The organism is Brucella sp. TWI559 (genome assembly GCF_039674265.1).
Taxonomy (GTDB): domain Bacteria; phylum Pseudomonadota; class Alphaproteobacteria; order Rhizobiales; family Rhizobiaceae; genus Brucella; species Brucella chromiisoli.
This window is the reverse complement of the sequence record NZ_JBDJNE010000003.1, coordinates 223,255-248,851: the sequence shown is the minus strand read 5'-3', so window position 1 is coordinate 248,851 and position 25,597 is coordinate 223,255. Positions and strand designations below refer to the sequence as shown.

Genomic DNA, 25,597 nt, shown 5'->3' with positions numbered 1-25,597 from the left:
GAGTCCAATTTTACTGAGATTGGCAGTTTTCAAAACCGGCTTTGAGCGCAGCTGCATCGAGCTGACGTCCGATGAAGACGAGACGGCTTTCATGCTTTTCTTCCGGTTTCCATGCGCGCTGGTGATCACCTTCGATGATCATATGGACGCCCTGAACCACGTAGCGGTCCGGATCATCCTTGAACGCGATAATACCCTTGAGACGCAGAATGTTTGGACCCTGTGTCTGTGTGATATTCTGAATCCAGGGGAAGAACTTCGCCGGGTCAATCTCACCCGCACGCAGCGATACGGATGTCACTGTTACATCATGGATCGGCGATGCATGGTGATGATCGTGATCATGGTGGTGGTGATGGTCATGCCCGTGATCATGCCCGTGATCATGATTGCAGTCTGGACCGCAGGTATGGTCATGGTCGTGACCATGATGGTGGTGATGTTCATGGCCGTGATCGTGATCGCAATCAGGGCCGCAAACGTGATCCGGGTGGTCGTGATCAAGGAAGTGCGGATCGTTTTCAAGCGCACGTTTGAGATCGAAAGCGCCGCGATCAAGCACGCGGTCCAGCGCGATTGCAGAGCGTTCGGTCCGATGAATGATCGCGTGCGGATTGATCGCGCGAACAGTGGCTTCAACAGCGGCCAGTTCTTCCGGCGTGACCAGATCGGTCTTGTTGATGAGAACAACATCGGCAAATGCAATCTGGTCTTCTGCTTCGCGGCTGTCTTTGAGGCGCAGGGGCAGGTGCTTTGCATCAACCAGAGCGACAACGGCATCAAGAACCGTTTTGGCGCGGACATCGTCGTCCATGAAGAAAGTCTGCGCGACAGGAACCGGATCGGCAAGGCCGGTTGTTTCAACGATAATCGCATCAAAACGGCCCGGACGGCGCATCAGGCCTTGCACAACGCGAATCAAATCGCCGCGCACGGTGCAGCAGATGCAGCCATTGTTCATTTCATAGATTTCTTCGTCCGACTCAACGATCAGATCATTGTCGATGCCGATTTCGCCGAATTCGTTGACGATAACCGCATAGCGCTTGCCGTGATTTTCGGTGAGGATGCGGTTGAGAAGCGTCGTTTTACCCGAACCCAGATATCCGGTCAGAACGGTAACGGGAATACGCCCAGCTTCTTTGCCAGCGTCTGTGATCGACTTGTCCTGAGTTTGGGCTTCAGCCTGGCTCATTGTTCATGCCTCTTGAAGTTGCTGCCTTCGGGTGCGCGCACATGAACGCTGCCGAGGCTTCAGATCGGTTATTTCATATAAGGGAAGGTACGGCTGAATGCTATATGCAACGCTATATTATTACATGGCTTGCGATCACGTTCTCGCCAATTGATCTGATGAAAAGCGCGAAAGGTCGAACTGATCGACATCACGCAGAAGCTCGATAAAGCCTGTGACGGCATGCGCGAGGATTTTCTCACCAGCCTCTGCGGTTGCAACTGCTGCATTGCCAGCAACGCCTTGCGTATTCAGATCATGCATCTTCCAGCCGAAAGCATGCGGTCCATAGGCACGCAAATGCTTGAATTCTTTTGTAAAGTCGGATTGCGCATTGGCGAAGTGCTGGGCCTTTGACATATCAACCAGATCGGGACGCAGTGCCAGCATGACCGAGGTTTCGATAAAACCGCCATGAATATCAAGCGATTTGTCTTCCGGCGCAATCAACTCTTCCGGCAGCCCGAAGCGCGTCCAGCTTGTTGCTACGGCCAGCATATCAAGGCGGGTGCGAAGCTCGGTTGCAACAATTGTCATCAGCGGTGCGTTGCCGCCGTGCGCATTGAGCATGACCAGCTTGCGAATGCCGCCTGCATGAAGGTTTTCCCCGATGCCGATCCATTGATTGACGGCTTCCGAGAAGGCAAGGCTTTGCGTGCCTTCGACGTCCATATGTTCAATGGAATAGCCAACCGGCTGCGCAGGCAGGAAATTGACGTTGAGATCGGCGGGCAATGCGTCGTTGACGCGCGCGACAATGCCTTCAGCGATGATCGTATCTGTTTCAAATGGCAGATGAGGGCCGTGCTGCTCGTGAGCGCCAAGGGGCAGGACGACGATCATGTCGCTGTTCTGGTCGCGCGGGTTACGCATATTTCTCTCCGTACTGAATATTTTTAAACGAACAGCATGAGTCTAAAGGTGATCGATTAAAACAGCAAACGGTTGTCTGATTCCGACATTTTGGTTTCGCCGTTCAAAAACTCGTGCGATGTTATCCATCGAATTGCATAAGATTTTTTGAGTTTTCTTCATAACTTCGAAGGCTGCTTCGATTTATTATCTGTGTTTAGAGGTTCATAAGTCGGACAATATTTTACGGTAGATTGCACTTTATTAGTCGGGTGACCAAGGGCGAGGTGGCGATGAGTAAGGACAACAAGGCAGTGATGCTTTACCGGATGCAGTCGGTGGCGCGTCTTACACGAACCGTATTGGCTACGCGTCTTCTGGAGCTTGGTCTTTATGCCGGTCAGGATGCGTTGATGCTGCAACTGGCATCGGAAGATGGTTTGCCGCCGGGTGTTCTGGCCCAGCGTCTTGGCGTGCGTCCACCGACAATCACCAAAACAATTACCCGGTTGCAGAGTCAGGGCTTTGTGGTCAAACGGGCTTCTGAGACAGACCAGCGCCAATCGCATGTCTATCTCACACCACAGGGTGTCGAAGCGATCCGCATTATTGAAAAGTCTATCAAGAAGACTGAAAAAGACATGCTGAAGGGCTTTGATAAGAAGGAGCGCAAAGCGTTTCTTAAGATGCTTGGGCGCATGGAAAACAATCTTGCTGCACGCGGCGTTGCAAGGCTTATCGATGAAGTCGATAAAGATACTCTCGATGATGACGATATAGAATGAGTGCGCTGCCTTGGAAAGTCGCTGAAAAAACTTTCAATTCAATGATTGCAATGGCATAACCATTTTAAAATGGGATGGCCGCTTCTCTCTTTGAACTGATTGAAGCCATTCCTGTTGTGATTGCAGGAAGATCATTCGGGGAGGCGATTTGGCTCAAAAAATCAAGCTTTCGACCATCGCAGATGCGCTTGGTGTTTCGACAGCCACCGTTTCGCTGGCATTGCGCGACAGCCCGCTTGTCGCAGACCAGACACGTGAAAAAATCAAAGAACACGCCCGCGCGATCGGTTATATCTATAACCGCAGGGCTGCGAGCCTGCGCACATCGCGCTCAGGGATTGTCGGTGTTGTTGTGCATGACATCATGAACCCGTTCTTTGCCGAAATTTTGCGGTCTATTGAAACGGAACTGGATCGCTCGCGGCAGACATTCATTCTTTCCAATCATTATGATCAGTTGGAAAAGCAGCGCACCTTTATGGATACATTGCTTCAGCTTGGCGCGGATGGTGTCATCATGTCGCCTGCTATCGGCACGCCGCCGGAAGATATTCAGCTTGCGGAAGATAACGGCCTGCCGGTTGTGCTGATCGCGCGCAGTGTCGAAGGCGTTCACGCGCCGGTTTTCCGCGGGGATGATGCCTACGGCATTGGTCTTGCAACCAACCATCTGATTTCGCTCGGTCACACGCGGATTGCAATGATTGGTGGTACGGACCAGACGTCGACGGGCCGCGATCGTTATCAGGGTTATTTGCAAGCAATGCAGAAAGCCGGGCTGGAAGTGAAGCCGGAATGGCGCATTTCAGGGCCGCGCACCAAGCAGGCTGGCTTTGAGGTCGCGCCGCAGTTTCTTGCGCTCAAAGACAAGCCGACTGCTGCCGTCTGCTGGAATGATCTCACCGCCATCGGTTTGATGAACGGAATTGCACGGGCAGGTCTCGTTCCGGGTGAAGATATTTCCGTTACCGGCTATGACGATCTGGAAGAGGCGGCCATTGCGACACCCGCACTGACAACGGTGTGGAATGGTCAGCGCGAAGTCGGTCGCCGTGCGGCGCGCGCTTTGCTTGATCAGTTGAACGGCGTTGACGTTTCGCATGATCAGGAACTGATCAAGCCAGAACTGCATATCAGGCAATCGACGTCCAAGCCTAAACAGGTTTGATCTGTCTTGTTAACCGGGCCAGTTCCTCTGGTCCGTTGATTTTTTTTGAACATAAGGAAAGCGCCCATGGCCCAACGTGAAGCGACCATTCTGGTGCTCGGTAATTTCAACGATTATGCCGTGCAGCGGCTTTCAGGCGAGTTCCATGTCAAGCGTATTCCTCAGGGGGATGCAGCATTGGTGGAAGCAAGTTGGGCGGGTAATGTCAAAGGCATTGCCAGTATGTCAACGGTGAGTGCAGAACTGATTGATGCACTGCCAAATCTTGAAATTATTGCAAATTTTGGTGTCGGGTACGATGCAGTTGACGCAAAACACGCTGGTAAGAAGCATGTAATGGTCACCAATACACCCGATGTTCTGACAGATGAAGTTGCGGACACGACCATTGGTCTGCTGATCGATACGGTTCGCGAATTGTCCAAATCGCAAGCGTTTTTGCGTGCTGGCGAGTGGGTGAAAAAGGGTCGTTATCCGCTTTCAAAGCTGTCGTTGCGGGGGCGCAAGGTTGGCATTTTCGGTCTTGGCCGCATCGGTAAAGCTGTTGCGCACCGTGTTGAGGCTTTTGGTCTGCCGATTTCCTATCACAACCGTCGCAAAGCCGATGATGTAAGCTATGCTTATTATCCAAGTCTGCTTGAGCTTGCGCAGGCTGTCGATACGCTTATTCTGGTGGCGCCGGGTGGTGCAGAAACTGAAAAGGCTGTGAACGCAGATGTTTTAAGCGCGCTTGGAGCAGAAGGTGTGCTGATCAATATCGGTCGTGGTTCAGTTGTTGACGAAGATGCGCTTGCGCAAGCGCTCAATGACGGAACAATTGCCGCAGCCGGTCTCGATGTATTTGCAGATGAGCCAAATGTTCCGCAGGCGCTGCTTGATGCGCCGAACACAGTTTTGCTGCCGCATATCGGCTCAGCATCGGAAAAGACGCGTCAGGGCATGGCCGATCTGGTAATCGACAACCTGATTTCATGGTTCGACAAGGGCGAAGCTTTGACGCCCGTGCCGGAAACTGCACACGTCAAAAAAGGTTGATTTATTGCGGTGTGCGTTGCGCATTGTGCGCACGCACGGCATCGCCAAAGGCTTCAAAAATTTTGCGTGATGGTGCATCGGACTGAACCCAATATTCCGGGTGCCACTGAACACCGACGACGAAGCCCTTGGCATTTTTCACCGAGACTGCTTCAATTGTTCCGTCTTCGGCTATGGCTTCGATTTCAAGCTCCGGTGCCAGTTTGTCGATCGCCTGACGGTGGACCGAATTGACCGTCACATTGTCGGATTTGAGAATTTCGGCCAGACAGGAGTTTGGCGCAATTTTGACCGGATGCTGGAGTGCAAAGCGTTCGGCCTGGCTGTCTGATTGTGGTGCGCGGTGATCCATACGGCCTTCCAGCTCCTGAATCTCGGTGGCGAGCGTGCCGCCCAAAGCCACATTCAGTTCCTGAATACCGCGGCAGATGGCCAGAACCGGGACGCCTTTTTCAATTGCTGCGCGAATTAATGGAAGCGAAGTTGCATCCCGCGCCTTGTCGTAAGGCTCGAAAGCTTCACTGGGTTCGACGCCATAAAGTTCTGGATTGACGTTGGATTTTGAGCCGGTGACAAGCAGGCCATCCACACCAGCAAGAATCGTATCCGTATCCATCTTTGCACCAAAGCTTGGCACCAGGAGAGGCGTGACTTCCGCGACATCAATTGCAGCCGCCAGATATTGTTCAGGCGCGGAATGCCAGATGTAGTTTTCAAATGGCTTTACATCGGTGGGCATTGCGATGAGGGGGCGAACTGCGTTTTTCATGTTGATTGAAATCCAGGGAAAGGCTTCTTGCTGTGCATATAGTAACGTATATCAGTAATGTCTATAATTGATGAAGAAGATTGTAGGGCTAATGGAGCCTCATATTCTATTGATAACAAGTATTTTTTATCTTGCCCCTATGGTCACACAAAGTTGATCCTGCTTTAAATAGTTTGAATAGATTGGCGTCTTTGGGGGGCAAATGACTGACAATCAACTTTTCTCCGTCGCCGGCAAGGTGATTGCGGTTACCGGAGGATCTTCCGGTCTGGGGCGGCGGATGGTTCGGGTGCTTGCGAACCACGGGGCGCACATCGTTTCAATTTCACGCAGTGAAGACAGCGATGTCTTTCTTTGCGATGGTATGGTGCTCAGTGTTGTTGCTGACGTGACGCAGCCAGATGAAATCAGTGCAGCATTCGACGAAGCGGAGCGGGTTCTGGGCCCGATAGATGTTCTCTTCAATAATGCCGGCGTTGCTCATGTTGCGCGCGCGCTCGACACCACCCCGGGTATGCTGGCGCATATGTTCAATGTAAATGTAACGGGAGCGTTTTTCACTGCGCAGGATGTTGCAAGGCGCATGGTCAAGCGCGGCGCGGGCGGTGCAATCGTCAATACGACCAGCATACTTGCTGAGCGACCGCAAAAAAGTACCGCAGGCTATGCGATGTCCAAGGCCTGTGTGACGCAAATGACGCGTGCATTGGCGCTCGAACTTGCACCCTATGATATACGGGTCAATGCCATCGCTCCGGGCTGGTTTCCAACGCGAATCAATGAGCAACATCTTTTGGGGCCAATCGCATCTTATTTAAAGGCCTCTAATCCTATGAAGCGTTTAGGCGAGATGCAGGACCTTGACGGCGTGGTGCTTATGCTGGCTTCAGAAGCCAGCCGTTATATGACAGGTTCGGTGATTACAATCGACGGTGGTCATACTCTTTAAGGAGCTTATTAAGTTCTTCTAATGTGATCGGTTATTTAATCTGTAAAATACGTGAAATTTGGTCCATGAGTTTCGCTCGGTGGTCTTCTGGTAGTGATTTCTACAGCGCTTTTGTACAGCTTGCATCTTTCTGGTAAAAGGAAATGGCATTTCCAAATATTCAGAATGCTCTGGAATAATATCTCAGGGTTGTATTCTTGATTTGAGGGGCGCGCTTTTAATTTTTCTTGCTTAAAAATAAAATACAGCTGCTGATTGTTGTAATAACAGCTTGTGGTTTAATTTTACGAAAGATATTTTTAAATGATTGGTGGCATATTATCCCTTCTGAAAGGGGTACGATCAACGAAATGTGGCGAAGCCTTCAACCTGAGATACCCGTCGATGTGCGGTTATCATTTTTGCGGTCGCTATATGGCAACCGTACAACATTATGGTTTGGTCTGCTCGCCCATGTTGTGGCGTGTGTCGTCATTTACGTAAAAACTGCTGACTGGCGTTTTCTGGGCTTTGCTGGCTTTTTTACAATTATTGCCCTTGGCCGCCTCTTTGACATGCATAAATTTGACCAGGCAAAACTTGGCAATCTCACGCATGCTGATCTCGACAAGTGGGAAGCACGTTATCTTGTCGGTGCGTCGTTGGTTTGTCTCACGCTTGGAATGCTGTGCTTCTTCTCAAGCTATGTGCTGCGCGATTCCTTTGCAGAACTTGCAAGCCTGACCATTCTGCTTGCCTCTGTTGTTTCGATTGTGGGGCGCAATTATGCGTCGGCAAAGGCCGTTGCGCTGATGTCGGCCTGTACGCTGTTGCCCGTGCTGGCGGGTCTCATTCTTGCGGGGACTCCCTTTCATATTGTGATTGGCCTGCTGCTGATTCCGTATTTTCTGTCCAATATTCAGATGGCCAACGGATTGCGCGAATTTCTCTTCGCAGCCGTGATGGGTAAGCGGCGTCTGTCGGTGGTGGCCAGTCGTTTTGATGCGGCACTCAACAATATGCCGCAAGGTCTGTTGATGTTTGATGCGCAGCAACGCATCGCGGTGATCAATCACAAAACAAAAGCCTTGTTGAAGATTGCGGAACACACAAAGCTGCGAGGGCGTAAACTTGAAGTCTTGCTGCGTTATTGCATCCGTCAGGGCTTGTTTCCGCATAATGACCTGAGCAATATCGGAGCGCGTATGCGCGATCTTCTGGCGGGTCGCAAATCGCGTGACATTTTTCAGCTTGCGGATGATCGCTACATCGAATGCGTCGCCAACCAGACATCAAATGCCGGTGTGGTGCTGATGTTTGAAGATGTGACGCAACGCGTTGAATCGGAAGTGCGCATTCAGCATATGGCGCGCTTCGACGGCCTGACAGGCCTTCCAAACCGCAATTACTTCGAAACGATGGTGCGTTCGCTGCTCTCGCAAAAAGATTCCGATACGCTTGCGGCCCTCATTGTTATCGACATCAATCATTTCAAGCATGTCAATGATACGCTTGGGCATCATGTCGGCGACACGTTCCTCAGGCTCTTTGCCGAGCGGTTGAGCCTGCTTGATCCGCAGCGTTATGTCGCCTCACGCTTTGGCGGCGATGAATTTGTTGTGTTTGTCTTCAATCTCGACAGTGAAGCTGAAGTCGCGCCTGTGATGGAACATATCATTGCAGTTGTGAGCGGCATTTATGATCTCAATGGTGATCAGATTCAGATGGAGATCAGTGCAGGTGTTGCCACTGAAACTGTCGCAAAATGCGATATTGCCAGCATGCATATGAATGCCGACCTTGCACTTTATGAAGCAAAGGGTGACGAAGGCAGACAATGGGCGCTGTTTGTCAGTGCCATGGACACCAAATATCGCGGTCGTCAGAAGCTGAAAGCTGATCTGCGACAGGCGATTGCCAACCGTGAAATCAAGGTGGTCTATCAGCCGATTGTCAGTGCGCAGTCACTGCGTGTGGTCGCTTATGAAGCGCTTGCACGCTGGGAGCATTCGGTGCTTGGACCGATCTCTCCAATGGAGTTCATTCCGCTGGCAGAGGAAATCGGGATCATTTCGCAGATAACACGTTTCATGCTTGAGCAAGCCTGTCAGGACTGTATGTCGTGGGGTGATCGTATTGGCGTCTCCGTCAATCTTTCGGCGATTGACCTCAAGAACAGCGATATTGCCCGCGACATTGCCAATGCGTTACAGAAGTCGAAGCTTCCTGCCCGACAGCTTGAAGTCGAGGTAACGGAAAGCGCAATTATTGCTGATCGCAACCAGACTTCGCTTGTTTTGCAGCGTCTCAAAAATGGTGGCATCAATATTGCGCTGGATGATTTCGGAACGGGTTACTCCAGCCTCAGCTACCTCAACAGCCTGCCGTTGACCAAGGTGAAGGTTGATCGCTCGTTTGTGCGGGATATTGCAACCGACCGCCGCTCTCTCATGCTGTTACGCGGTGTTACGCAGCTTTCGCACGAGTTGGGGCTGGCTGTGACTGTTGAAGGCGTTGAAACTGAAGAGCAATTGGCTCTGGTCCGCGTTGCTGCCGGTGCCGACCTTGTTCAGGGTTATCTTCTGGGTAAGCCTGTGCCGGCTGATGAAATTCGTTCTTCGTCCGCCAAAGCGATCGCGCATCACGATATTGGGCACACCGTCGCGTAAGATTTTTCATCCGCATAGCCTCACAAGTTATAGTGATTTTCAATAATGATGGAATGATGATGATATAAAATTGTCATAACGCGACAGTTTTATAGAGTATCATTCGAATCACTATTGTTGATTTGAGAATATGCGAGGGAGACTATGAGGCGCTATTTTCGTTATTTATTATATGTTTTAGCTCTAATTATTATTGTGGTTGGAGTTGGATCTGCGATTTTCTGGAAGAAAATACATGAATATTGGGCGGTATATCAGTATGCTCAAACATTCAAGCCCGATGTGATTGATGAGAATTTTCGCAATCTTTATAAAAAATATCCCTCCGTTCGCGTGCCTCATACGGCTGATGTGAGTGTGTTGCCGGTAGCAGAGCGCCCTTTGCCGGAAACCTACACTTACAAGGGCGAGACGCGCAATGTTGCGGATTTTCTCAAGCGCACTGATACGACCGGATTTATTGTGCTCAAAGACGGCGTGATTGTGCATGAGGAATATGATCGCGGTAATACGGAAAAGACGCAATCCATTGCGATGTCTCTTTCAAAGTCATTTGTTTCATTTCTGATTGGCAATGCTGTTGCGGATGGGAAGATCAAGCTTGATGAAACGGTCGATCATTACGTGCCGGTGCTTAAAGAAGGTGGCTATAAGGGCGTTACCGTTAAAAACGTGCTGCAAATGTCATCCGGCATTGGTTTTAATGAAAACTATGGCGATCTGAATTCGGATATTGTCCGCTATGTCATACAGATTCTGACCGGCTCGGTTGTGGATTTCACGGCCCACCTCAAGAGTGAGCGGCAGCAGGGGACAGTCAATGAATATGTATCTGCCGACACACAGGTGCTTGCTCTGGTTTTGGAACATGCAACAGGTGTGCCAATACAACAATATTTTCAGGACAGGCTGTGGTCGAGGCTTGGAGCGGAAGCTGATGCCTATTGGCTGGCCGATACTCAGGGAGAGGTTGTTGCCGCGGGTGGCCTGAATGCGGTGCTTCGCGATTATGCGCGATTTGGGTTGCTCTATATGAATGAGGGACGCAATTACCGTGGTGAGCAGCTTGTGCCTGCACAATGGGTTCATGATTCAGTGACGCCGGATGAGCCTTATCTCATGCCCGGACGTCGGATGCCTTCCGGTAAAATAGCTTATGGCTATGGTTATCAGTGGTGGATTCCGGCAGAGCCTGAGGGTGATTTCTGCGGTGTGGGTATTTATGGACAATTCATCTATGTAAACCCCGTGAAAAATGTGGTGATCGTCAAGACATCTGCCTATGCAAACTACAATATTGACGGCCAAGCTATGAAAGATGAGACTATTCACATGTTTCAATCTTTGGCCAATTCGCTTTAGGCGCTCGCTAAAAGCGTGCTCGAATGGCTGTTTATCAGCCATTCGATGCCGAAGTAGACCAAGATTGCCCTGTCAAATCCTGTGATATGGCGAGAAGTTCGCTCCATCTTTGACCGGACTGTGAGAAAACGCGAACTTATACCTTTACACGCTTATAAAGCACCTTATTCTGCGCACTGATTTGACGGGGTGCGGATGCGATTTGAATGAGTAATGAAGCTGTCTCCGGTGGCCAACCACCGCTATCCAATTTCGCGCGGCAGCTATTGCAGTTTCTGGATCGGGTGGAATATCGCAGGATTGTGCATGCCGAAGATCTCGAAGAGATCGGGCGTCTGCGTTATCGCTCCTACCGCAGTGCGAATGTGATGCATGAAGCAGACGTGCCATCGATTGTCGATGATGTGGATTGCGACAGCCATGCGTTTGTTTTCGGTATTCATATTGATGGGCAGTTGGTGAGCACATTGCGTATTCATCACATTACGCCAGATCATCGTCGTGGCACAAGCTATGCGCTTTTTCCGGATATTCTTGATCCGCTGCTCAACGCGGGTATGAGCTTTGTCGATCCCACACGGTTTGCAGCCGACCCGGAACTTTTGAGCGAATATCCGGCCATTCCCTATGTCACACTGCGCATTGCTGCAATGGCATCGGAATATTTTGAAGCCGATCAATGTCTTGCATCGGTCAAACCAGAGCACATGGCCTTCTATAAACGCATTTTCGGAACAAGTGTTATGGCCGAAGCGCGTGAGCACGAGGGCTATGGGATCCGGGTCGGGCTGGGAGCCGCTCCCATTCGCAATATTCGCGATGCCGTTGCTGTCCGCTTTCCTTTTTTCAAGTCGCAACCACACGAGCGGCGCGCTATGTTTGGTGAGCTGGTTAATGGCGTTGGCCCGCTGACTATTCTGCCGACGGCGAAATATACGGGGCTTGGCGTATAATGCTTCATACGCACGATTATTGCATTTGATTATTTAAATCTTTTTGAAAATTGCCTTAAATATTTAAATGTAGCACTTTTTGAAAGATGCCGTTAGGTAAGTGCAGGAGCCGCGCTATGCGGGTCGAGGGGCGCTGCGACAATGGGCCGGGCAGGAAAGCGGTAAGCCGCTCCGGTTCATGTTGAATGCGCGTTGAAGATTGAGAATATTGTGGCTAAGAATAGTCAAAATATTTCAATGGGTGGAACTAAAAATGGCAGAACATCATACCGCAGCCCCGGCTGAACTTGGCGCGAAGATGGATTATTCCGAGCATGAGAAAACTTATGCCGGTTTCACAAGCGTATTTAAATGGGGCACCGTGGCGCTTGTTGCGCTTCTGGCTTCCATGGCGTTCGGCTTTTTTGCGGGTGGTGCTTTCGCCGCATCCGTTCTTTTTGTCCTTATCTGCGTTGCTGCCTGGTTCATCCTCTAAGGATATAAAGCCGGAATAATCGCGTGATTTGATCGAATGCCTTGGTAAGGTGCCGTTTGCGCCTCGCCGGGGCTTTATGCATGTCGTTTGTTTGATAATTTGATGGGGTATCTTCCCGGATGCCCTGAATTCCGCCCGGCTGTGACGCCGGATCAAGCCACGAAAGGGAAACCAGTTGGCCCAGACTATATTCATTCCGAAAGAGAGTGATCCCAACGAGACCCGCGTTGCGGCATCTGCCGAGACGGTGAAGAAATTCATCGCGCTTGGTTTTGATGTCGTGGTGGAAAAAGGCGCAGGCGAAAAATCGCGTATCATTGATACCGAGTTTGTCACTGCGGGTGCGCGCATAGGCACTGCGGCGGATGCCAAAGCGGCAGACGTGATCCTGAAAGTGCGCCGACCGAATGATGCGGAGCTTAAAGGGTATAAGTCGGGTGCAGCGCTTTTTGCGATGCTTGATCCTTACGGCCACGAAGATGCTGTGGCAGCACTTGGCAAGGCTGGAATTTCGGCATTCACGATGGAATTCATGCCACGCATAACGCGCGCGCAGGTGATGGACGTGTTGTCATCGCAGGCCAATCTGGCTGGCTATCAGGCTGTCATTGATGCTTCGGAAGTTTATGACCGTGCTATGCCGATGATGATGACGGCGGCTGGCACCGTGCCTGCTGCCCGTGTCTTTGTCATGGGGGCGGGCGTTGCAGGGCTTCAGGCGATTGCGACTGCTCGTCGTTTGGGTGCGGTTGTGACTGCAACCGATGTTCGCCCGGCGGCAAAAGAGCAGGTGGCTTCGCTTGGCGCGAAGTTCATCGCTGTCGAGGATGAGGAATTCAAGGCGGCGGAAACCTCCGGCGGCTATGCCAAGGAAATGTCGAAGGAATATCAGGCGAAGCAGGCGGCACTTGTTGCTGACCATATTGCCAAGCAGGATATCGTCATTACCACGGCACTTATTCCGGGTCGTGCCGCCCCGCGTCTTGTTTCAAAGGAAATGGTTGCGGCCATGCGTCCGGGGTCTGTGCTGGTCGATCTGGCAGTTGAACGCGGCGGCAATGTTGAAGGTGCTGTTGCCGGACAGATTGCGGAAGTTAACGGCGTGAAGATTGTGGGGTATCTCAACGTACCGGGCCGGATTGCAGCGACTGCTTCGCAGCTTTACGCGCGCAATCTTTACGCATTCCTCGAAACGCTGGTCGATAAGGAAGCAAAGCTTCTGAAAATTGATCCGCAGGAAGAGCTGGTCAAGGCAACGCTTCTGACCCATGAGGGCAAGGTCGTGCATCCGGCGTTTGCCAAGGCCGAAGCCGAAATAGCGCCGGCAGTCGTGGCTGAGAAGGTCGCCAAGCCAAAAACAGCTGCGAAGCCAAAGGCACCTGCTTTGGAAGCGGCTGCTGAAAAGCCTGTAGCGAAGAGAACCCGGAAAGCGCCCGCAAAAGCTGCAAAAACTTCTGCTGATGGAGGAGAGGCATAATGTCCGATACAGCACTCGAAAAAGCTCTTGAGAGCCTCAATCAGGCGGCAGAGGCCGTAAGGCAGGCAGCGGAAAATGCAGGCGGTTTAGGTGATGCAGCCGCTGCTGCAGCCCATGCCGCCTCCGGTGGAGTGGTCGATCCGTTTGTCTTCCGCCTTGCGATTTTTGTTCTGTCGATTTTCGTCGGTTATTACGTTGTCTGGTCGGTGACGCCTGCGCTGCATACGCCGCTTATGGCTGTCACCAACGCCATTTCATCGGTGATCGTGGTTGGCGCACTTCTTGCAGTCGGCCTGTCGCTTTCGGGCTGGGCAACCGGCTTCGGCTTTGTCGCGCTCATCCTTGCCAGCGTGAATATTTTCGGCGGCTTCCTCGTTACCCAACGCATGCTTGCCATGTACAAGAAAAAAGAAAAGTGAGGGCTGAGCCATCATGAGCGTTAATCTCGCAGCCTTCCTTTATCTCGTCTCCGGTGTCCTGTTCATTCTGGCACTGCGCGGCCTGTCGCACCCAACCACCAGCCGTCAGGGTAATACCTATGGTATGATCGGTATGGGTATTTCCATTGTCACCACGCTGCTGCTGGCACGCCCAAGCTTTGGCGGTCTGGTGATGATCATTCTTGGTATTGGCATTGGTGGCGGTATCGGTGCCGTGATTGCGCGCCGCATTGCGATGACGGCCATGCCGCAGCTTGTGGCGGCCTTCCACTCGCTGATCGGTCTTGCCGCTGTTCTCGTTGCTGCCGCAGCCCTTTATTCACCGCATTCCTTTGGCATTGGCGAAGTGGGTCAAATCCACGGTCAGGCGCTGATTGAAATGTCGCTCGGTGTTGCGATTGGTGCAATCACCTTTACCGGTTCGATTATTGCGTTCCTGAAACTTGATGGCCGCATGTCGGGCAAGCCGATCATGTTGCCGGGACGCCATGTCATCAATGCGGCCCTTGCTGCTGCAATTGTGATCCTGATTGCTGTTCTGACCAACACCGAAAGCCATTTCGTGTTCTGGCTGATCGTTATTCTGGCGCTGGTATTCGGCGTGCTGATCATCATCCCGATTGGCGGCGCGGATATGCCGGTTGTCGTTTCCATGCTCAACTCCTATTCGGGCTGGGCTGCGGCAGGCATTGGCTTCACGCTTGGCAATCTGGCGCTGATTATCACTGGTGCGCTGGTCGGCTCATCGGGTGCGATCCTGTCCTACATCATGTGTAAAGGCATGAACCGCTCGTTCATTTCGGTTATTCTGGGTGGCTTTGGCGGTGACGTGACAGCAAGTGGTGGCGGCGAAGTGGAACAGCGTCCGGTCAAACAGGGTTCGGCAGATGATGCAGCCTTCATCATGAAGAACGCATCCAAGGTCATTATCGTGCCGGGTTACGGTATGGCGGTGGCACAGGCACAGCACGCGCTGCGTGAAATGGCTGATAAGCTGAAAGCCGAAGGCGTGGAAGTGAAATACGCAATCCACCCTGTTGCCGGTCGTATGCCGGGTCACATGAACGTGCTGTTGGCCGAAGCCAACGTACCTTATGATGAAGTGTTCGAACTTGAAGACATCAATTCGGAATTTGCGACGGCTGATGTTGCCTTCGTGATTGGCGCGAATGACGTGACCAATCCGGCAGCGAAGACCGACCCGCAATCGCCGATCTTCGGTATGCCGATTCTTGATGTCGATAAGGCCGGTACGGTTCTGTTCATCAAGCGCGGCATGGGTTCAGGCTATGCTGGCGTGGAAAACGAACTGTTCTTCCGCGATAACACCATGATGCTGTTTGCAGATGCGAAAAAGATGGTCGAAAGCATAGTTAAGGCTCTCGATCACTAGGCCTTTGATATTCGGGTTCTGGCAGCCTGCAAATGGCGCGGTTCTGCGCTTCCGGTGCTCATGTACGTGAGAGCGCTTGACTATTGAGTTGACGAGATAAGCAAGGCGGTGAATCTACCTTGCTTGTCTTAAAATGTAATATATTACAGCTTAAAATTTTATTTCTAAAAACGTATTCTCTCTAATAAAAAAGGGAGAATATATTGTCTTTACTTTACAAGAATTTAGATAAAATTTCGGATTATGGAAATTTTGCTTTAGCTATTTTTGTTCCATTGTGCGTTATAAAGTATGATGATGGAACTATTCAAAGTAATATTGAATTATTCAAGAGGCCATTTGGTGGGGTTCTATCGGGAAATATTGAAGACCTTAAAAGCATTTATCCAGAAGAAATAAATATTGATCAGAAAATAAAATATTACATGAGTCAATCATCATATTATACTTTTATTTTAAAATCTGGCCAATCTGTGCCAGGTTCGTATGCAAAAGCGCATCAGGGTCTATTAAATATGAAGAAATATATTGGTGATATAAATAATTTATTTGAAAGCAAGACTAAGAAAAATTTATTTTTTGTGAAAGACTGCTATCAATCACATTTATCATTAGGTTTATCTATTGAACATTTAAACTATATTATTAATTCCGGTGTAGAAAAGTCTGATTCGAAATGTGTAAATGATTTTCTTGATATCCTATATACATATCAAAAAAAATTTTTAATTGTTGAAGAAGCAAATCAATCAAATGATGACATTTTTGATTCAATTTATAACCGTGTCGTTGTTATGAAAAAATTGATTGATGATGGATGTGATTTATTTAGTAAGAAAAAATATCAAGATGTATTATACATCCTTGATGCCTTTTCCATTCAAAATAGTACTTTTCTTGAAGTTAGTGAGGAAATTAGCCCGAATTGATTGAGCGTAGGATAAAATCCACCTACTGAAGAGAATCTAAGTTAAATTTTGTAGATCATTTCGTCCTGCAAAGCGCGTAGCTCGGCGATCTTTGAGCCGGGTTGCGGTACTGCATTGGTATAGGTGATGAGTTCACCCTTCTTGATCGATGCGGTGACGGTGCCATTTTGCAGCAGGCCGCACGGAATGGCTTTCGCGGCGCGTGCTTCCGGTGTCGTCATGATCCATGAGCGATAGCAATACTGGCCGATGGCATCGAGTTTTTCGCCCGGCCGCATATCTTTCTTTGCCACCGCGCAGACTTCCGCCACCGGCTTTGGCAGCGGCACCATGTCGGATTTGCCGTATAGGACTGCACGCGCGACTGTCAGCGGCACTTCAAGCGATGTAAGGTGGTAGGGGCGGTGGAAGGTGAAATAGGGCCCTTTGCCGATTTTCAGGTCTTCAAGCCGTTCATTCAGGCGCGGGTGGTCCATCTTAGCCACAACGAATACGCCTGGTGAAACACCTTTGCCGATGGAATAATCGACCACGCCGCTTTTGCTGAGAACGCCGCCATCCGCCTGAGGGATGAGCGTGCTGCTCAACTGGTCAATGCTGGCGCGGGGGCCATGCATACCAGCAATATCTGGAACAAGGCCTGTTGCATTGGCAATGGCTGCCATCTCGACCATGGTTTTTGAGCCGTCGATGAATTCGACCAGCAGGCGGACATTCATGTTCCGGCGGTCGGCTTCTTCTTGATAATCATCAGGGATGGCATCAAAATTGAGCGGGTTGTTCTTGCCCTTGCCAGCAGAGACCACTTCATAACCAAGCGCTGAAACGAACTCTATCAGTTCCATGCAGGAGGAGGGTTCGTCGCCGGCACCCAGCGAATAGATCACGCCTTGCTTGTCGGCCTGTGCCTTGAGGTAAGGTCCGATGGTGACATCGGCTTCGACATTCATCATCACAAGATGCTTGCCGTGCTCAATCGCCTTGATGCCGGTTTCAGCGCCCACTTCCGGAATGCCTGTTGCGTCGATAATGACATCAATCAGCGGATTTGAAAGGATCAGATCATTGTCGCCGGTGACGGCAATCTTGCCGCTCTCAATGGCGCTGGTCATAGCGCTTTCAGTGCTGGCTTCTTTGGCGTTGTCTTCGTTACCATAGGCAGTGCGCACAGCCTTGAATGTGTTCGGCAGACGACGCGCGGAAAGCGCGCCGACTTCGATGCCGGGCATACGGGCAACCTGTGTGACGATATCTGTGCCCATCTCGCCAGCGCCTATGAGGCCGATGCGGATTGGTTTTCCTGTTTCTGCGCGTGCCTGCAAGTCCCGCGCCAGTCCAACCAGTGCCACATTCGTCGTCATGAGAGTCTCCGCGATAATTTTGTCACGCTTCTGTTGTTATAGATGCGCAATCGACGAACAGTCTCTATATCGAAAGAGACAAACGCGCATCTCAAATCGGCGCGACAAAATATGCAATTTACCGGAGCCTTTATGAGCAATGCATCTTCCTTCGACCTCGTTATCTTTGATTGCGATGGTGTTCTTGTCGATAGTGAACCACTTTCCTGTCGCGCGTTTGAGCAGGTTTATGCCAATCACGGCATGATTTTGCCGGAAGGAACCGTCGCCAAAGGCATCGGCATGAAGCAGGCTGACATATTAGCGATGATTGCTGATCTGACGGGCCATCGTTTGCCAGATGAGGCTTTGAGCCAGTTCTGGCCCGAAACCAAAACCCTTTTTGCTGAGCATTTGCAGCCGGCGGTGGGAATCGCCGATTTTCTGAAAGTGCTGCCCTATAAGCGTTGTGTTGCCTCCTCCTCGCAGCCTGAGCGCATTGCATTCAGTTTGAAAAAGACAGGCATTGATCAATATTTTGGCGATGCAGTCTATTCATCCAGCATGGTTAAGCGCGGGAAGCCAGCGCCCGATCTTTTCCTGTTTGCCGCCGACAAAATGGGAATTGATCCGGCGCGGTGTGTCGTGATCGAAGATTCGCCCTTTGGTGTTGAGGGTGCGATTGCAGCCGGTATGACAGCCTTTGGCTATACGGGCGGCGGGCATACCTATGAAGGGCATGCAGAACGTTTGTCTTCCAAGGGCGCGCAACAGGTTTTTGGCCATTGGGATGATATTGCACGTGAAATACTGGCCGCAGCCTGATCCACAGTCTTGCCGTGTGCTCATTAATGGATAACAAGAGAGTCTGAGTTCAGCAGAAAGTTTGAGGGCATGAAGGACGCAATTACGCTCGACCAGTTGCGCGAGGCGATTGGCACGGAAATCGGATGTTCCGAGTGGCGTGAAGTCACGCAGGAAATGATCAACCAGTTTGCGGATGCAACGGATGATCATCAGTTCATCCATGTTGATCCAGAACGTGCTGCCAAGGAAACGCCATTTGGCGGCACGATTGCGCATGGCTTTTTGACCTTGTCGCTGCTTTCGACGCTGGCATTTGAAGCGCTGCCGATGCTGGAAGGTGCCACGATGGGGATTAATTACGGCTTCGACAAAGTGCGTTTCATGTCACCGGTGAAGACCGGTGCGCGGGTGCGCGCGCGGTTCAAGCTCGCTGATGCCGATATTCGTCCCTCAGGCCGCGTGGTCAATCATTACGAAGTGACGCTGGAAGTCGAGAATATGGTCAAGCCAGCACTCACCGCGACATGGCTCACCATTGCTGTGGTTGAGCCGTCCAAGGCTTGATCCGTCTGTTCTTATGGATTGATAAGTCGTCCTTCTTCATCGAGAGGGGCGGCTTTGTCTTTTTGGGTGGTCATCAGATCACGGAAAAAGAAGGGGCCATGCAGGAACATGCCAAAGTCGTAAAAATTCTTCTTCTCAGCACCGCGCATGTAAAGCAGATGCATCAGGAAGAAATTGCCTTTTGAACGCTTGTAGCGGTTTTCACTATGCACGTTCTTGAAGCGGATACGATGGATGAGCGGCGGGTTCTCAGTCTTTATTTTCAATGCTTTGGCCGGATCAGAGCCGTAAAAATGGATGATGTCGGTGAGAACCTGAAATTCCGACCAGAGCACAGGGCTTTCGTTCATCACCACGCGCATGTCTTCGCGCAAAGCCCGGGCCTTTGGGTGCAGTGCGATCATCAGTAGGCACGAGCCGATGGCCAGCATCGACACAGGCTGCTTTGTGAGCAGGTCAGGCCGCTCTCGCTGAAGATCCGCCAGAGCTTCAACCGCAGGTACTGTACCCAGGCTGTGGCCGACAATAATCACTTCGTCGGCATTGCTTTGCTCGATTTTCTTTTTGAGCGCTTCGGCAAACGCTTTGCGGCGCTCAATAAGCGTGTCATTGCGACCATAAATGCGGTCATAGGCTGCCGACCAGTCATCCAGCAGATAAGACATGAAGAATCGGTCGCCCGGCCAGCGCACGAGCAAGGTCGCAATCACAGCAGCAAGCGGCAGCGACCAGACGAGATTCCAGGATGGGAAACCTGCAAGCATTGGTGCTGATGCGATCAGAGCTGCAATCGCTATGATGAGGATGGACAGCAGAAACGGCCATAGGAAAAACATGACAAAGCGCCAGCTGGTTAGCAGATAGCGAAGCAGGGTGCCTGTAGATAAGATATTCATGAAAGCGCGAAAGCCGGTAAGCATCCGTTTTGGCGTGGAGCGTGCCGCATAATCATCAAAGACATCCGCAGTGCCAAACTGGCAGAATTCCGTTTCCGTCTCCCATCCATTGCCTTTTGTTCGAGCGGTCAGCGTTCCGCAATCATCCGCCTCGTCGGTCATGGGCGACAGTTTTGTTTTGGCTTTCCATAACCGGTCAAAATCTTTCAACGCGAGCGCATGACGCACGCGGACGGCTTTGGGGTGCAGGCCCTCATAGCCTGTGAATTGAATAACGAGTCGTTTGCGTGGGGACATGAATATGATGCGAAGGAATCAATCGAGGGGAAAAGGCTATGAACTGCCGGATTGCTTCTATCGTGGAGCAATGAGGCTGAATTGTGCGGAAGGTGGGGGCTCTCTAGCCTATTGGGTGCGATTTCGTCACTATAATTTATCGTGAGTCCATTATTTATGCGGAACGCCGGGCAAAGCTTTATCTTGATATGGACAAAAGCCGGACTATCTGGTAAAGCCAGCCCCAATTTGCAGCGTTTATGTTGCGAAGCTTGGGAGCCTTTCGGCGTTTATACAGTTGACTCTATCAGCTGGAACTCGTTAAGAGACGCCCTTAATGCCTCAGGCTCAATCGAAATTCTAACCGATACGGGATTACACGTGCAGGTACTCGTCCGCGATAACAATGTTGATCAGGCTCTCCGCGCTCTTAAGAAAAAGATGCAGCGCGAAGGTATCTTCCGCGAAATGAAGATGCGTGGCCATTATGAAAAGCCATCTGAAAAGCGCGCCCGCGAAAAGGCTGAAGCCGTTCGCCGTTCGCGTAAGCTGGCTCGTAAGCGCGCACAGCGTGAAGGTCTTATCGGCGGCGGTCGTACCGCAGCTCGCTAAGTGACCTGAAATTGGCGCTGCATTTGTAGCGCCTTTTGCTTGCCGGTGCAGCTTATGGCTCGCGCCGGTTTTTGCATGTCTGAACATCGGGTTGGTGTTTTGAGCCACTTCACGCGATAAGACATGTCGTTTTGAAGTGTCAGCGGACTGCCATATACTGACCTTTATTGTGGCGTTGAGCTTGTTGCGTCAGTTGGGTTGATCGGCGGTTTTGCCTGCCGCCTTCTCCTGTGCGATAGAATGAGAATATTGTGGCTGTTAAAGCAGCCGGGGACAAAGTTGAAGATAGGCTCCTTTGCTCCGCTCATGCAGAAAGGAACACTGCCGTTGCCAATGCGCTTTAAGGGTATGCATTCGTCCGGGAATTTTTTTGCCCGTAACAGCCTGTTGGCTGCAACTGCCGTTCTGGCACTTGGCCTTGTCGGTTGTCAGAGTTCCTCCAACAATGTGTTGACTTCGATTGATCGTGCGCAGGGTTCAAGTGAGAACATCAGTTCGCTGACCAGCGTCATTCAGAGCAATCCGCGTGATCCTGAAACTTATAATGTGCGTGGCTCTGCCTATGGCAAAGCTGGCCGTTACAAGGAGGCGCTGCGCGATTTCGATCAGGCGATTGCACTCAACCCGAATTTCTATCAGGCTTATGCAAACCGTGCGCTGATCTATCGTTATATGGGTGACAGCGGTAAAGCCGCGCAGGATTATAGCCGGGCGATCCAGATCAATCCGCAATATGATGCCGCTTATATCGGGCGCGGTAATGTCTATCGGCAGGCCGGACGCCTTGATCAGGCATTGAGCGACTTTAATCAGGCGATTGCGCTTCAGACCACAGATGGACGCGCCTATCACAATCGCGGTTTGATCTATCAGGCCAAGGGGCAGCATAAGCAGGCGATTGAAGATTTCTCAAAAGCCATTTCGCTTAATTCCACTGCACCGGAACCTTATAATGGTCGCGGCCTGTCCTATGTTGCTCTGGGCGACTACGACAATGCTTTTGACGATTTCAATACAGCCATTACGCTTGATGGAAATATCGCTGAGAGCTGGGCCAATCAGGCGCTGGTTTACGAACACCGTGGTGATAAGGCCAAGGCTGCCAATTCTTACTTGCGCGCCACGCAGCTTGATCCGAATTATCAGCCTGCCAAGGCTGGTCTGGCGCGCACGCGCAGCTGATCATTTCTTTGTGAATAATAATAAGGGCGGTACTCTCCAAAATAGGGGGTGCTGCTTTCCTTTATTTAAAGGCGACATATAATAGCTGTATGTCGCTTTTCGATCATATTGGCTTTGAAACTAGAGATCTTCGCCGCAGCCTTTCTTTTTATGAAAGCTGCATGCCCATGCTTGGGCTGGCGGTTATTTCCCACGCAGACCGAGGTTTCTTCGTTAATGGTGGGGAAAGGGCGCCTGTGCCATTTTTGTGGATCCATAAAAGCCGGAAACCGGATGCAGACGCGCCTGACGGCAAGCCGGGCAACCATCTTCTTCTGATGTTTACTGCAGGCAGCCGTGAGGATGTAGAGGCTTTTTTTCGTGCAGCGGTCCAGGCGGGTGGCATTGAGAGCGGCAAGCCAGCCTATCAGGGGCCCGAAGAGATGGGCTATTATGCGGCTCTCATCTTCGATCCCGACGGCAACACGCTGGAAGCAGGTTTCCGGCGGAGGCTGCGCTAACCCCCTGCCAGTTAAAATTTAGCTGCGTGAGCGCAGGTTGCGCTTGTCGAGACGATTGACGAGAGAGTCGCCGATCAGCTGAATGCCGCACACCATAATGATGAGAATAATCACCACAGCAATCATGATCTGCGTTTCAAAGCGCTGATAGCCGTAGCGGATAGCCAGATCACCCAAGCCCCCCGCACCAATGGCACCAGCCATTGCAGACGCGCCAATAAGCGTGATGATGGTGACGGTGAAGCCTGCGATAATGCCCGGTAGCGCTTCGGGCACCAGCACTTCACGCACGATTGTCCAGCGGTTTGCGCCCATTGAACGGGCCGCTTCCACCAGGCCGTTATCCACTTCACGCAACGAGACTTCAGCGATACGCGCATAGTAGGGAATGGCTGCGATTGACAATGGCACGATAGACGCCCACGTGCCGATTGATGTGCCGACAACAAAACGCGTCACCGGAATGAGTGCCACCAGCAAAATGATGAAGGGCACAGAACGGAAGCCATTGATGATGGCACCGAGGATGGTGTTGACTGTCAGATTTTGCGCAAGGCCACCCCGTTCGGTCAGAATCATGATGAGAGCCAGCGGAAGGCCGACGACGAGCGAAATCAGGCTCGAAAAGCCGGTCATGATGATGGTCTCCCAGAAGGAGCGCCAGAGAAGATCAAGCATTGCCTGAGACATAGCCGAGAACCTCCGTGGCGTCTGCATGGGTGTTGAGATAGGCGAGTGCGGCGTCCAGTTTTGCTTTGTCCTGCGTGGGCAGGCCAATGAACATGGTTCCAACCGGCTCGCCCTGAATGGTATCCATGCCGCCATGGATCAGTTGCAGCGCAATATCTGTCGCAAGCGTTGCTTCGCTAAAAAATGCGCTTTTGGCGGCATCGCCTGAAAGCTTGACCTTAAGAATGGCAAGATCGCCGGTCTTGTCGAGGCGCTCGCGCCACACGACAGGCAGTTCCGGCTCCAGCACCTGCAACATGCTTTGCGTGATGGGCGAGCGCGGATTGGCAAAGACTTTCCAGACCGGACCTTCTTCGGCGATTGCGCCATGATCTAGCACGATCACCCGATCGGCGATGCGGCGGATGACTTCCATCTCATGGGTGATGAGCAGAATGGTCAGGCCAAGCTTGGTGTTGATGTCTTTGAGCAGCGCCAGAATTGATTGGGTTGTCTCAGGATCGAGTGCCGAGGTGGCTTCGTCAGAAAGCAGAACGGCGGGTTCGGCAGCAAGTGCACGCGCAATGCCGACACGCTGCTTCTGGCCGCCGGAAAGCTGTGCCGGATATTGCTTGGCCTTGTCGGAAAGACCGACGAGATCAAGCAGCTCTGCCACGCGCTTGATGCGTTGGGCTTTTGGCATACCGGCAATTTTGAGCGGCAGGGCAACATTTTGCGCGACGGTCTTGGCGGACAGGAGATTGAAGTGCTGAAACACCATGCCGATGCGGCGGCGCACAGGACGCAGCGCGTTTTCATCAAGGTTGGTGATTTCACGGCCTTCAATCTGGATTGAGCCGCTGTCCGGCTTTTCAAGGCCGTTGACGCAACGAATCAGCGTGGATTTACCCGCGCCGCTGCGTCCGATGATACCGAGGATTTCGCCGCGTGCGACGGAAAGAGAGACGCCATTGATTGCCGGTGTTTCGCCGAACATTCGGCGCACGTCTTTCATGGCGACGATGGGCGCGGATGTTGCTGGTGGCGGTTCAATGGTCACGGTCGTGTCTTCTGTTTCTTATGCCGCGTTAAAACCGCGACTTGCTAAATCGATAAGGCTTCAAGGAAAATGACGCCAAAGGGCATGGACGCTTTTCATCAAGCGCGCGCCGATGCTTTTGGGCAATTTTTTTGCGTACGTCAATAAAAGCCGCGCCGGAAAAGCTTTTTCCGGCGCGGTCTTTAAGGCGCTTTAAGGAATTAATTCCAGGCTGGAATGCCTGTGCCCTTGTAAACGCGGTCAAGCTCTGCCTTCACTGCGTCATTCTGGAAGGAGGCAACAAGGTTCTTTACCCAGTCAGCATTTGCATCTTCAGTGCGGACCGCGATGAAGTTGTTGTATGGGTTGTTTTCCTTGGATTCCCAACCGATCGCTTCTTCCTTCTTCAGGCCAGCCTTGGCGGCCCAGTCGTTGTTCACGATGGCGACATCCAGATCATCAATCGAACGGCCAACGACACCGGCGTCAAGTTCCTTGATTTCAAGCTTCTTTGGATTTTCGATGATGTCGATTGGGGTTGCCAGAATACCTGCATCTGGCTTCAGCTTGATGAGGCCCTTTTCTTCAAGCACGCGCAGTGCGCGACCTTCATTCGATGGATCGTTCGGCACGCCGATAACCGCGCCTTCTTTGATTTCATCAAGGTTTTTGATCTTGCGCGAATAGATGCCGATTGGCCAGACAGCGGTGTAACCGGCCACACTGATCTTGTAACCGTGCTGCTTGATCTGTTCGTCGAGGTAAGGCTTGTGCTGGAAGGCGTTCGCGTCGATTTCCTTGCGTTCCAGCGCTTCATTTGGCTGGTTGTAATCATTGAATGTCACGCGTTCGATGATGAGGCCATGCTTCTTGCCTTCTTCGGCAACGACTTTCCAGACGTCTTCATCTTCGCCGCCCATGATGCCGACCTTGATGGTCTTGTCTTCTGCGTGGCTTGGCGCGGCTGCAAAACCAAGGGTGAGGGCTGCTGCGGTGAAGAGAGCAGCTTTCAGACCCGCGCGGCGGGTCAGCGAATAGCGGGAAAGGACTGACGACATTTTTAATTTCCTTGTCTCAAGTTTTTTGGAGAGCCGGTCCCGGAAAGTGATCATGTTAGATGATCTTTCTCCCCCTGCCCACCTTAAGGCCGATAATTCCTGTTTGTACGGCAATAAACAAGGAAAATTATTTCTGATTCGTGCGAGTCAGCGATTTTGAAATTGCGTTCACAGGCATGTGAGCG

The 25,597-nt window shown here is 51.4% G+C and carries 25 protein-coding genes; 17 read left to right on the top strand and 8 right to left on the bottom strand.

Annotated elements, in window-relative coordinates; genetic code table 11:
- Window positions 1-10: 10 nt before the first annotated feature.
- Together ABE530_RS06920 and ABE530_RS06915 are read right to left on the bottom strand one after the other, a co-directional pair.
- Complete coding sequence (locus ABE530_RS06920; protein WP_265986515.1) at window positions 11-1,195, bottom strand: CobW family GTP-binding protein; 1,185 nt, start codon at window positions 1,193-1,195, stop codon at window positions 11-13.
- 135 nt (window positions 1,196-1,330) lie between these two features.
- Window positions 1,331-2,107: a creatininase family protein gene (locus ABE530_RS06915; protein WP_499694057.1), complete on the bottom strand. Its 777-nt coding sequence runs from the start codon at window positions 2,105-2,107 to the stop codon at window positions 1,331-1,333.
- Between the two features lie 272 nt (window positions 2,108-2,379).
- On the opposite strand from ABE530_RS06915, the gene ABE530_RS06910 reads away from it, so the two are divergent.
- From ABE530_RS06910 to ABE530_RS06900, 3 genes are all read left to right on the top strand, one after another.
- Window positions 2,380-2,871: a MarR family winged helix-turn-helix transcriptional regulator gene (locus ABE530_RS06910; RefSeq protein WP_499694056.1), complete on the top strand. Its 492-nt coding sequence runs from the start codon at window positions 2,380-2,382 to the stop codon at window positions 2,869-2,871.
- Window positions 2,872-3,019: 148 nt separating this feature from the next.
- Window positions 3,020-4,039 (top strand): LacI family DNA-binding transcriptional regulator, encoded by a 1,020-nt coding sequence (locus tag ABE530_RS06905; protein WP_265986518.1) that lies wholly within the window; start codon window positions 3,020-3,022, stop codon window positions 4,037-4,039.
- Between the two features lie 66 nt (window positions 4,040-4,105).
- Window positions 4,106-5,074 (top strand): 2-hydroxyacid dehydrogenase, encoded by a 969-nt coding sequence (locus ABE530_RS06900; RefSeq protein ID WP_499694055.1) that lies wholly within the window; start codon window positions 4,106-4,108, stop codon window positions 5,072-5,074.
- A gap of 1 nt (window position 5,075) precedes the next feature.
- On the opposite strand, the gene ABE530_RS06895 is transcribed toward ABE530_RS06900, so the two are convergent.
- On the bottom strand, window positions 5,076-5,843 hold the full coding sequence (locus ABE530_RS06895) for a gamma-glutamyl-gamma-aminobutyrate hydrolase family protein (protein ID WP_499694054.1): 768 nt from the start codon (window positions 5,841-5,843) through the stop codon (window positions 5,076-5,078).
- A 202-nt stretch (window positions 5,844-6,045) separates the two neighbouring features.
- Between ABE530_RS06895 and ABE530_RS06890 the strand changes: the two genes are divergently transcribed.
- The 9 genes from ABE530_RS06890 to ABE530_RS06850 all read left to right on the top strand — a co-directional run bounded on the left by ABE530_RS06890 (window position 6,046) and on the right by ABE530_RS06850 (window position 16,469).
- Window positions 6,046-6,792 (top strand): SDR family NAD(P)-dependent oxidoreductase, encoded by a 747-nt coding sequence (locus ABE530_RS06890; protein ID WP_499694053.1) that lies wholly within the window; start codon window positions 6,046-6,048, stop codon window positions 6,790-6,792.
- Between the two features lie 350 nt (window positions 6,793-7,142).
- Complete coding sequence (locus tag ABE530_RS06885; protein ID WP_499694052.1) at window positions 7,143-9,440, top strand: putative bifunctional diguanylate cyclase/phosphodiesterase; 2,298 nt, start codon at window positions 7,143-7,145, stop codon at window positions 9,438-9,440.
- Window positions 9,441-9,584: 144 nt separating this feature from the next.
- Window positions 9,585-10,802, top strand: a complete 1,218-nt coding sequence (locus tag ABE530_RS06880; RefSeq protein ID WP_265986522.1) for a serine hydrolase domain-containing protein — start codon at window positions 9,585-9,587, stop codon at window positions 10,800-10,802.
- A 206-nt stretch (window positions 10,803-11,008) separates the two neighbouring features.
- Window positions 11,009-11,755: an N-acyl amino acid synthase FeeM domain-containing protein gene (locus tag ABE530_RS06875; RefSeq protein WP_265986523.1), complete on the top strand. Its 747-nt coding sequence runs from the start codon at window positions 11,009-11,011 to the stop codon at window positions 11,753-11,755.
- Window positions 11,756-12,008: 253 nt separating this feature from the next.
- Window positions 12,009-12,230, top strand: coding sequence for an aa3-type cytochrome c oxidase subunit IV (locus ABE530_RS06870; protein ID WP_499694051.1), 222 nt, complete (start codon window positions 12,009-12,011; stop codon window positions 12,228-12,230).
- A 175-nt stretch (window positions 12,231-12,405) separates the two neighbouring features.
- Window positions 12,406-13,707, top strand: coding sequence for a Re/Si-specific NAD(P)(+) transhydrogenase subunit alpha (locus ABE530_RS06865; protein WP_499694050.1), 1,302 nt, complete (start codon window positions 12,406-12,408; stop codon window positions 13,705-13,707).
- Window positions 13,707-14,126 carry an NAD(P) transhydrogenase subunit alpha part 2 gene (locus ABE530_RS06860; protein WP_499694049.1) on the top strand — a complete coding sequence of 140 codons (420 nt, stop codon included), beginning with the start codon at window positions 13,707-13,709 and terminating at the stop codon, window positions 14,124-14,126. The genes ABE530_RS06865 and ABE530_RS06860 overlap by 1 nt, the downstream gene beginning before the upstream one ends.
- A 13-nt stretch (window positions 14,127-14,139) precedes the next feature.
- On the top strand, window positions 14,140-15,540 hold the full coding sequence (locus tag ABE530_RS06855; protein WP_265986527.1) for an NAD(P)(+) transhydrogenase (Re/Si-specific) subunit beta: 1,401 nt from the start codon (window positions 14,140-14,142) through the stop codon (window positions 15,538-15,540).
- A 203-nt stretch (window positions 15,541-15,743) separates the two neighbouring features.
- Entirely contained in the window at window positions 15,744-16,469 is a 726-nt protein-coding gene (locus ABE530_RS06850; RefSeq protein ID WP_499694048.1) for a hypothetical protein, read from the top strand.
- A 41-nt stretch (window positions 16,470-16,510) separates the two neighbouring features.
- Here ABE530_RS06850 and ABE530_RS06845 read toward each other — a convergent pair whose 3' ends face one another.
- Window positions 16,511-17,830, bottom strand: a complete 1,320-nt coding sequence (locus ABE530_RS06845; RefSeq protein WP_499694047.1) for a 1-deoxy-D-ribulose 5-phosphate reductoisomerase — start codon at window positions 17,828-17,830, stop codon at window positions 16,511-16,513.
- Window positions 17,831-17,962: 132 nt separating this feature from the next.
- Here ABE530_RS06845 and ABE530_RS06840 point away from each other — a divergent pair, with 132 nt between their 5' ends.
- The gene (locus tag ABE530_RS06840) at window positions 17,963-18,634 is read left to right on the top strand and encodes an HAD family hydrolase (protein ID WP_265986530.1); all 672 of its coding nucleotides are present in this window, start codon (window positions 17,963-17,965) and stop codon (window positions 18,632-18,634) included.
- Between the two features lie 69 nt (window positions 18,635-18,703).
- Window positions 18,704-19,180, top strand: a complete 477-nt coding sequence (locus ABE530_RS06835) for a MaoC family dehydratase (RefSeq protein ID WP_499694046.1) — start codon at window positions 18,704-18,706, stop codon at window positions 19,178-19,180.
- A gap of 11 nt (window positions 19,181-19,191) precedes the next feature.
- Here the strand turns inward: ABE530_RS06835 and ABE530_RS06830 are convergent, their stop codons facing one another.
- On the bottom strand, window positions 19,192-20,373 hold the full coding sequence (locus tag ABE530_RS06830) for an alpha/beta hydrolase (RefSeq protein ID WP_499694045.1): 1,182 nt from the start codon (window positions 20,371-20,373) through the stop codon (window positions 19,192-19,194).
- Window positions 20,374-20,733: 360 nt separating this feature from the next.
- Between ABE530_RS06830 and rpsU the strand changes: the two genes are divergently transcribed.
- The 3 genes from rpsU to ABE530_RS06815 all read left to right on the top strand — a co-directional run bounded on the left by rpsU (window position 20,734) and on the right by ABE530_RS06815 (window position 22,646).
- The gene (rpsU, locus tag ABE530_RS06825; protein ID WP_187544203.1) at window positions 20,734-20,964 is read left to right on the top strand and encodes a 30S ribosomal protein S21; all 231 of its coding nucleotides are present in this window, start codon (window positions 20,734-20,736) and stop codon (window positions 20,962-20,964) included.
- A gap of 306 nt (window positions 20,965-21,270) precedes the next feature.
- Window positions 21,271-22,146 (top strand): tetratricopeptide repeat protein, encoded by an 876-nt coding sequence (locus ABE530_RS06820; RefSeq protein ID WP_265986543.1) that lies wholly within the window; start codon window positions 21,271-21,273, stop codon window positions 22,144-22,146.
- An 89-nt stretch (window positions 22,147-22,235) separates the two neighbouring features.
- The gene (locus tag ABE530_RS06815) at window positions 22,236-22,646 is read left to right on the top strand and encodes a VOC family protein (RefSeq protein ID WP_499694044.1); all 411 of its coding nucleotides are present in this window, start codon (window positions 22,236-22,238) and stop codon (window positions 22,644-22,646) included.
- 18 nt (window positions 22,647-22,664) lie between these two features.
- On the opposite strand, the gene ABE530_RS06810 is transcribed toward ABE530_RS06815, so the two are convergent.
- The 3 genes from ABE530_RS06810 to ABE530_RS06800 all read right to left on the bottom strand — a co-directional run bounded on the left by ABE530_RS06810 (window position 22,665) and on the right by ABE530_RS06800 (window position 25,412).
- Window positions 22,665-23,336: a methionine ABC transporter permease gene (locus tag ABE530_RS06810; protein ID WP_499694043.1), complete on the bottom strand. Its 672-nt coding sequence runs from the start codon at window positions 23,334-23,336 to the stop codon at window positions 22,665-22,667.
- Window positions 23,317-24,375 (bottom strand): methionine ABC transporter ATP-binding protein, encoded by a 1,059-nt coding sequence (locus ABE530_RS06805; RefSeq protein ID WP_499694042.1) that lies wholly within the window; start codon window positions 24,373-24,375, stop codon window positions 23,317-23,319. Before ABE530_RS06805 ends, ABE530_RS06810 begins: the two co-directional genes overlap by 20 nt.
- A 200-nt stretch (window positions 24,376-24,575) precedes the next feature.
- Window positions 24,576-25,412, bottom strand: a complete 837-nt coding sequence (locus tag ABE530_RS06800) for a MetQ/NlpA family ABC transporter substrate-binding protein (RefSeq protein WP_499694041.1) — start codon at window positions 25,410-25,412, stop codon at window positions 24,576-24,578.
- Between the last annotated feature and the right edge of the window lie 185 nt (window positions 25,413-25,597).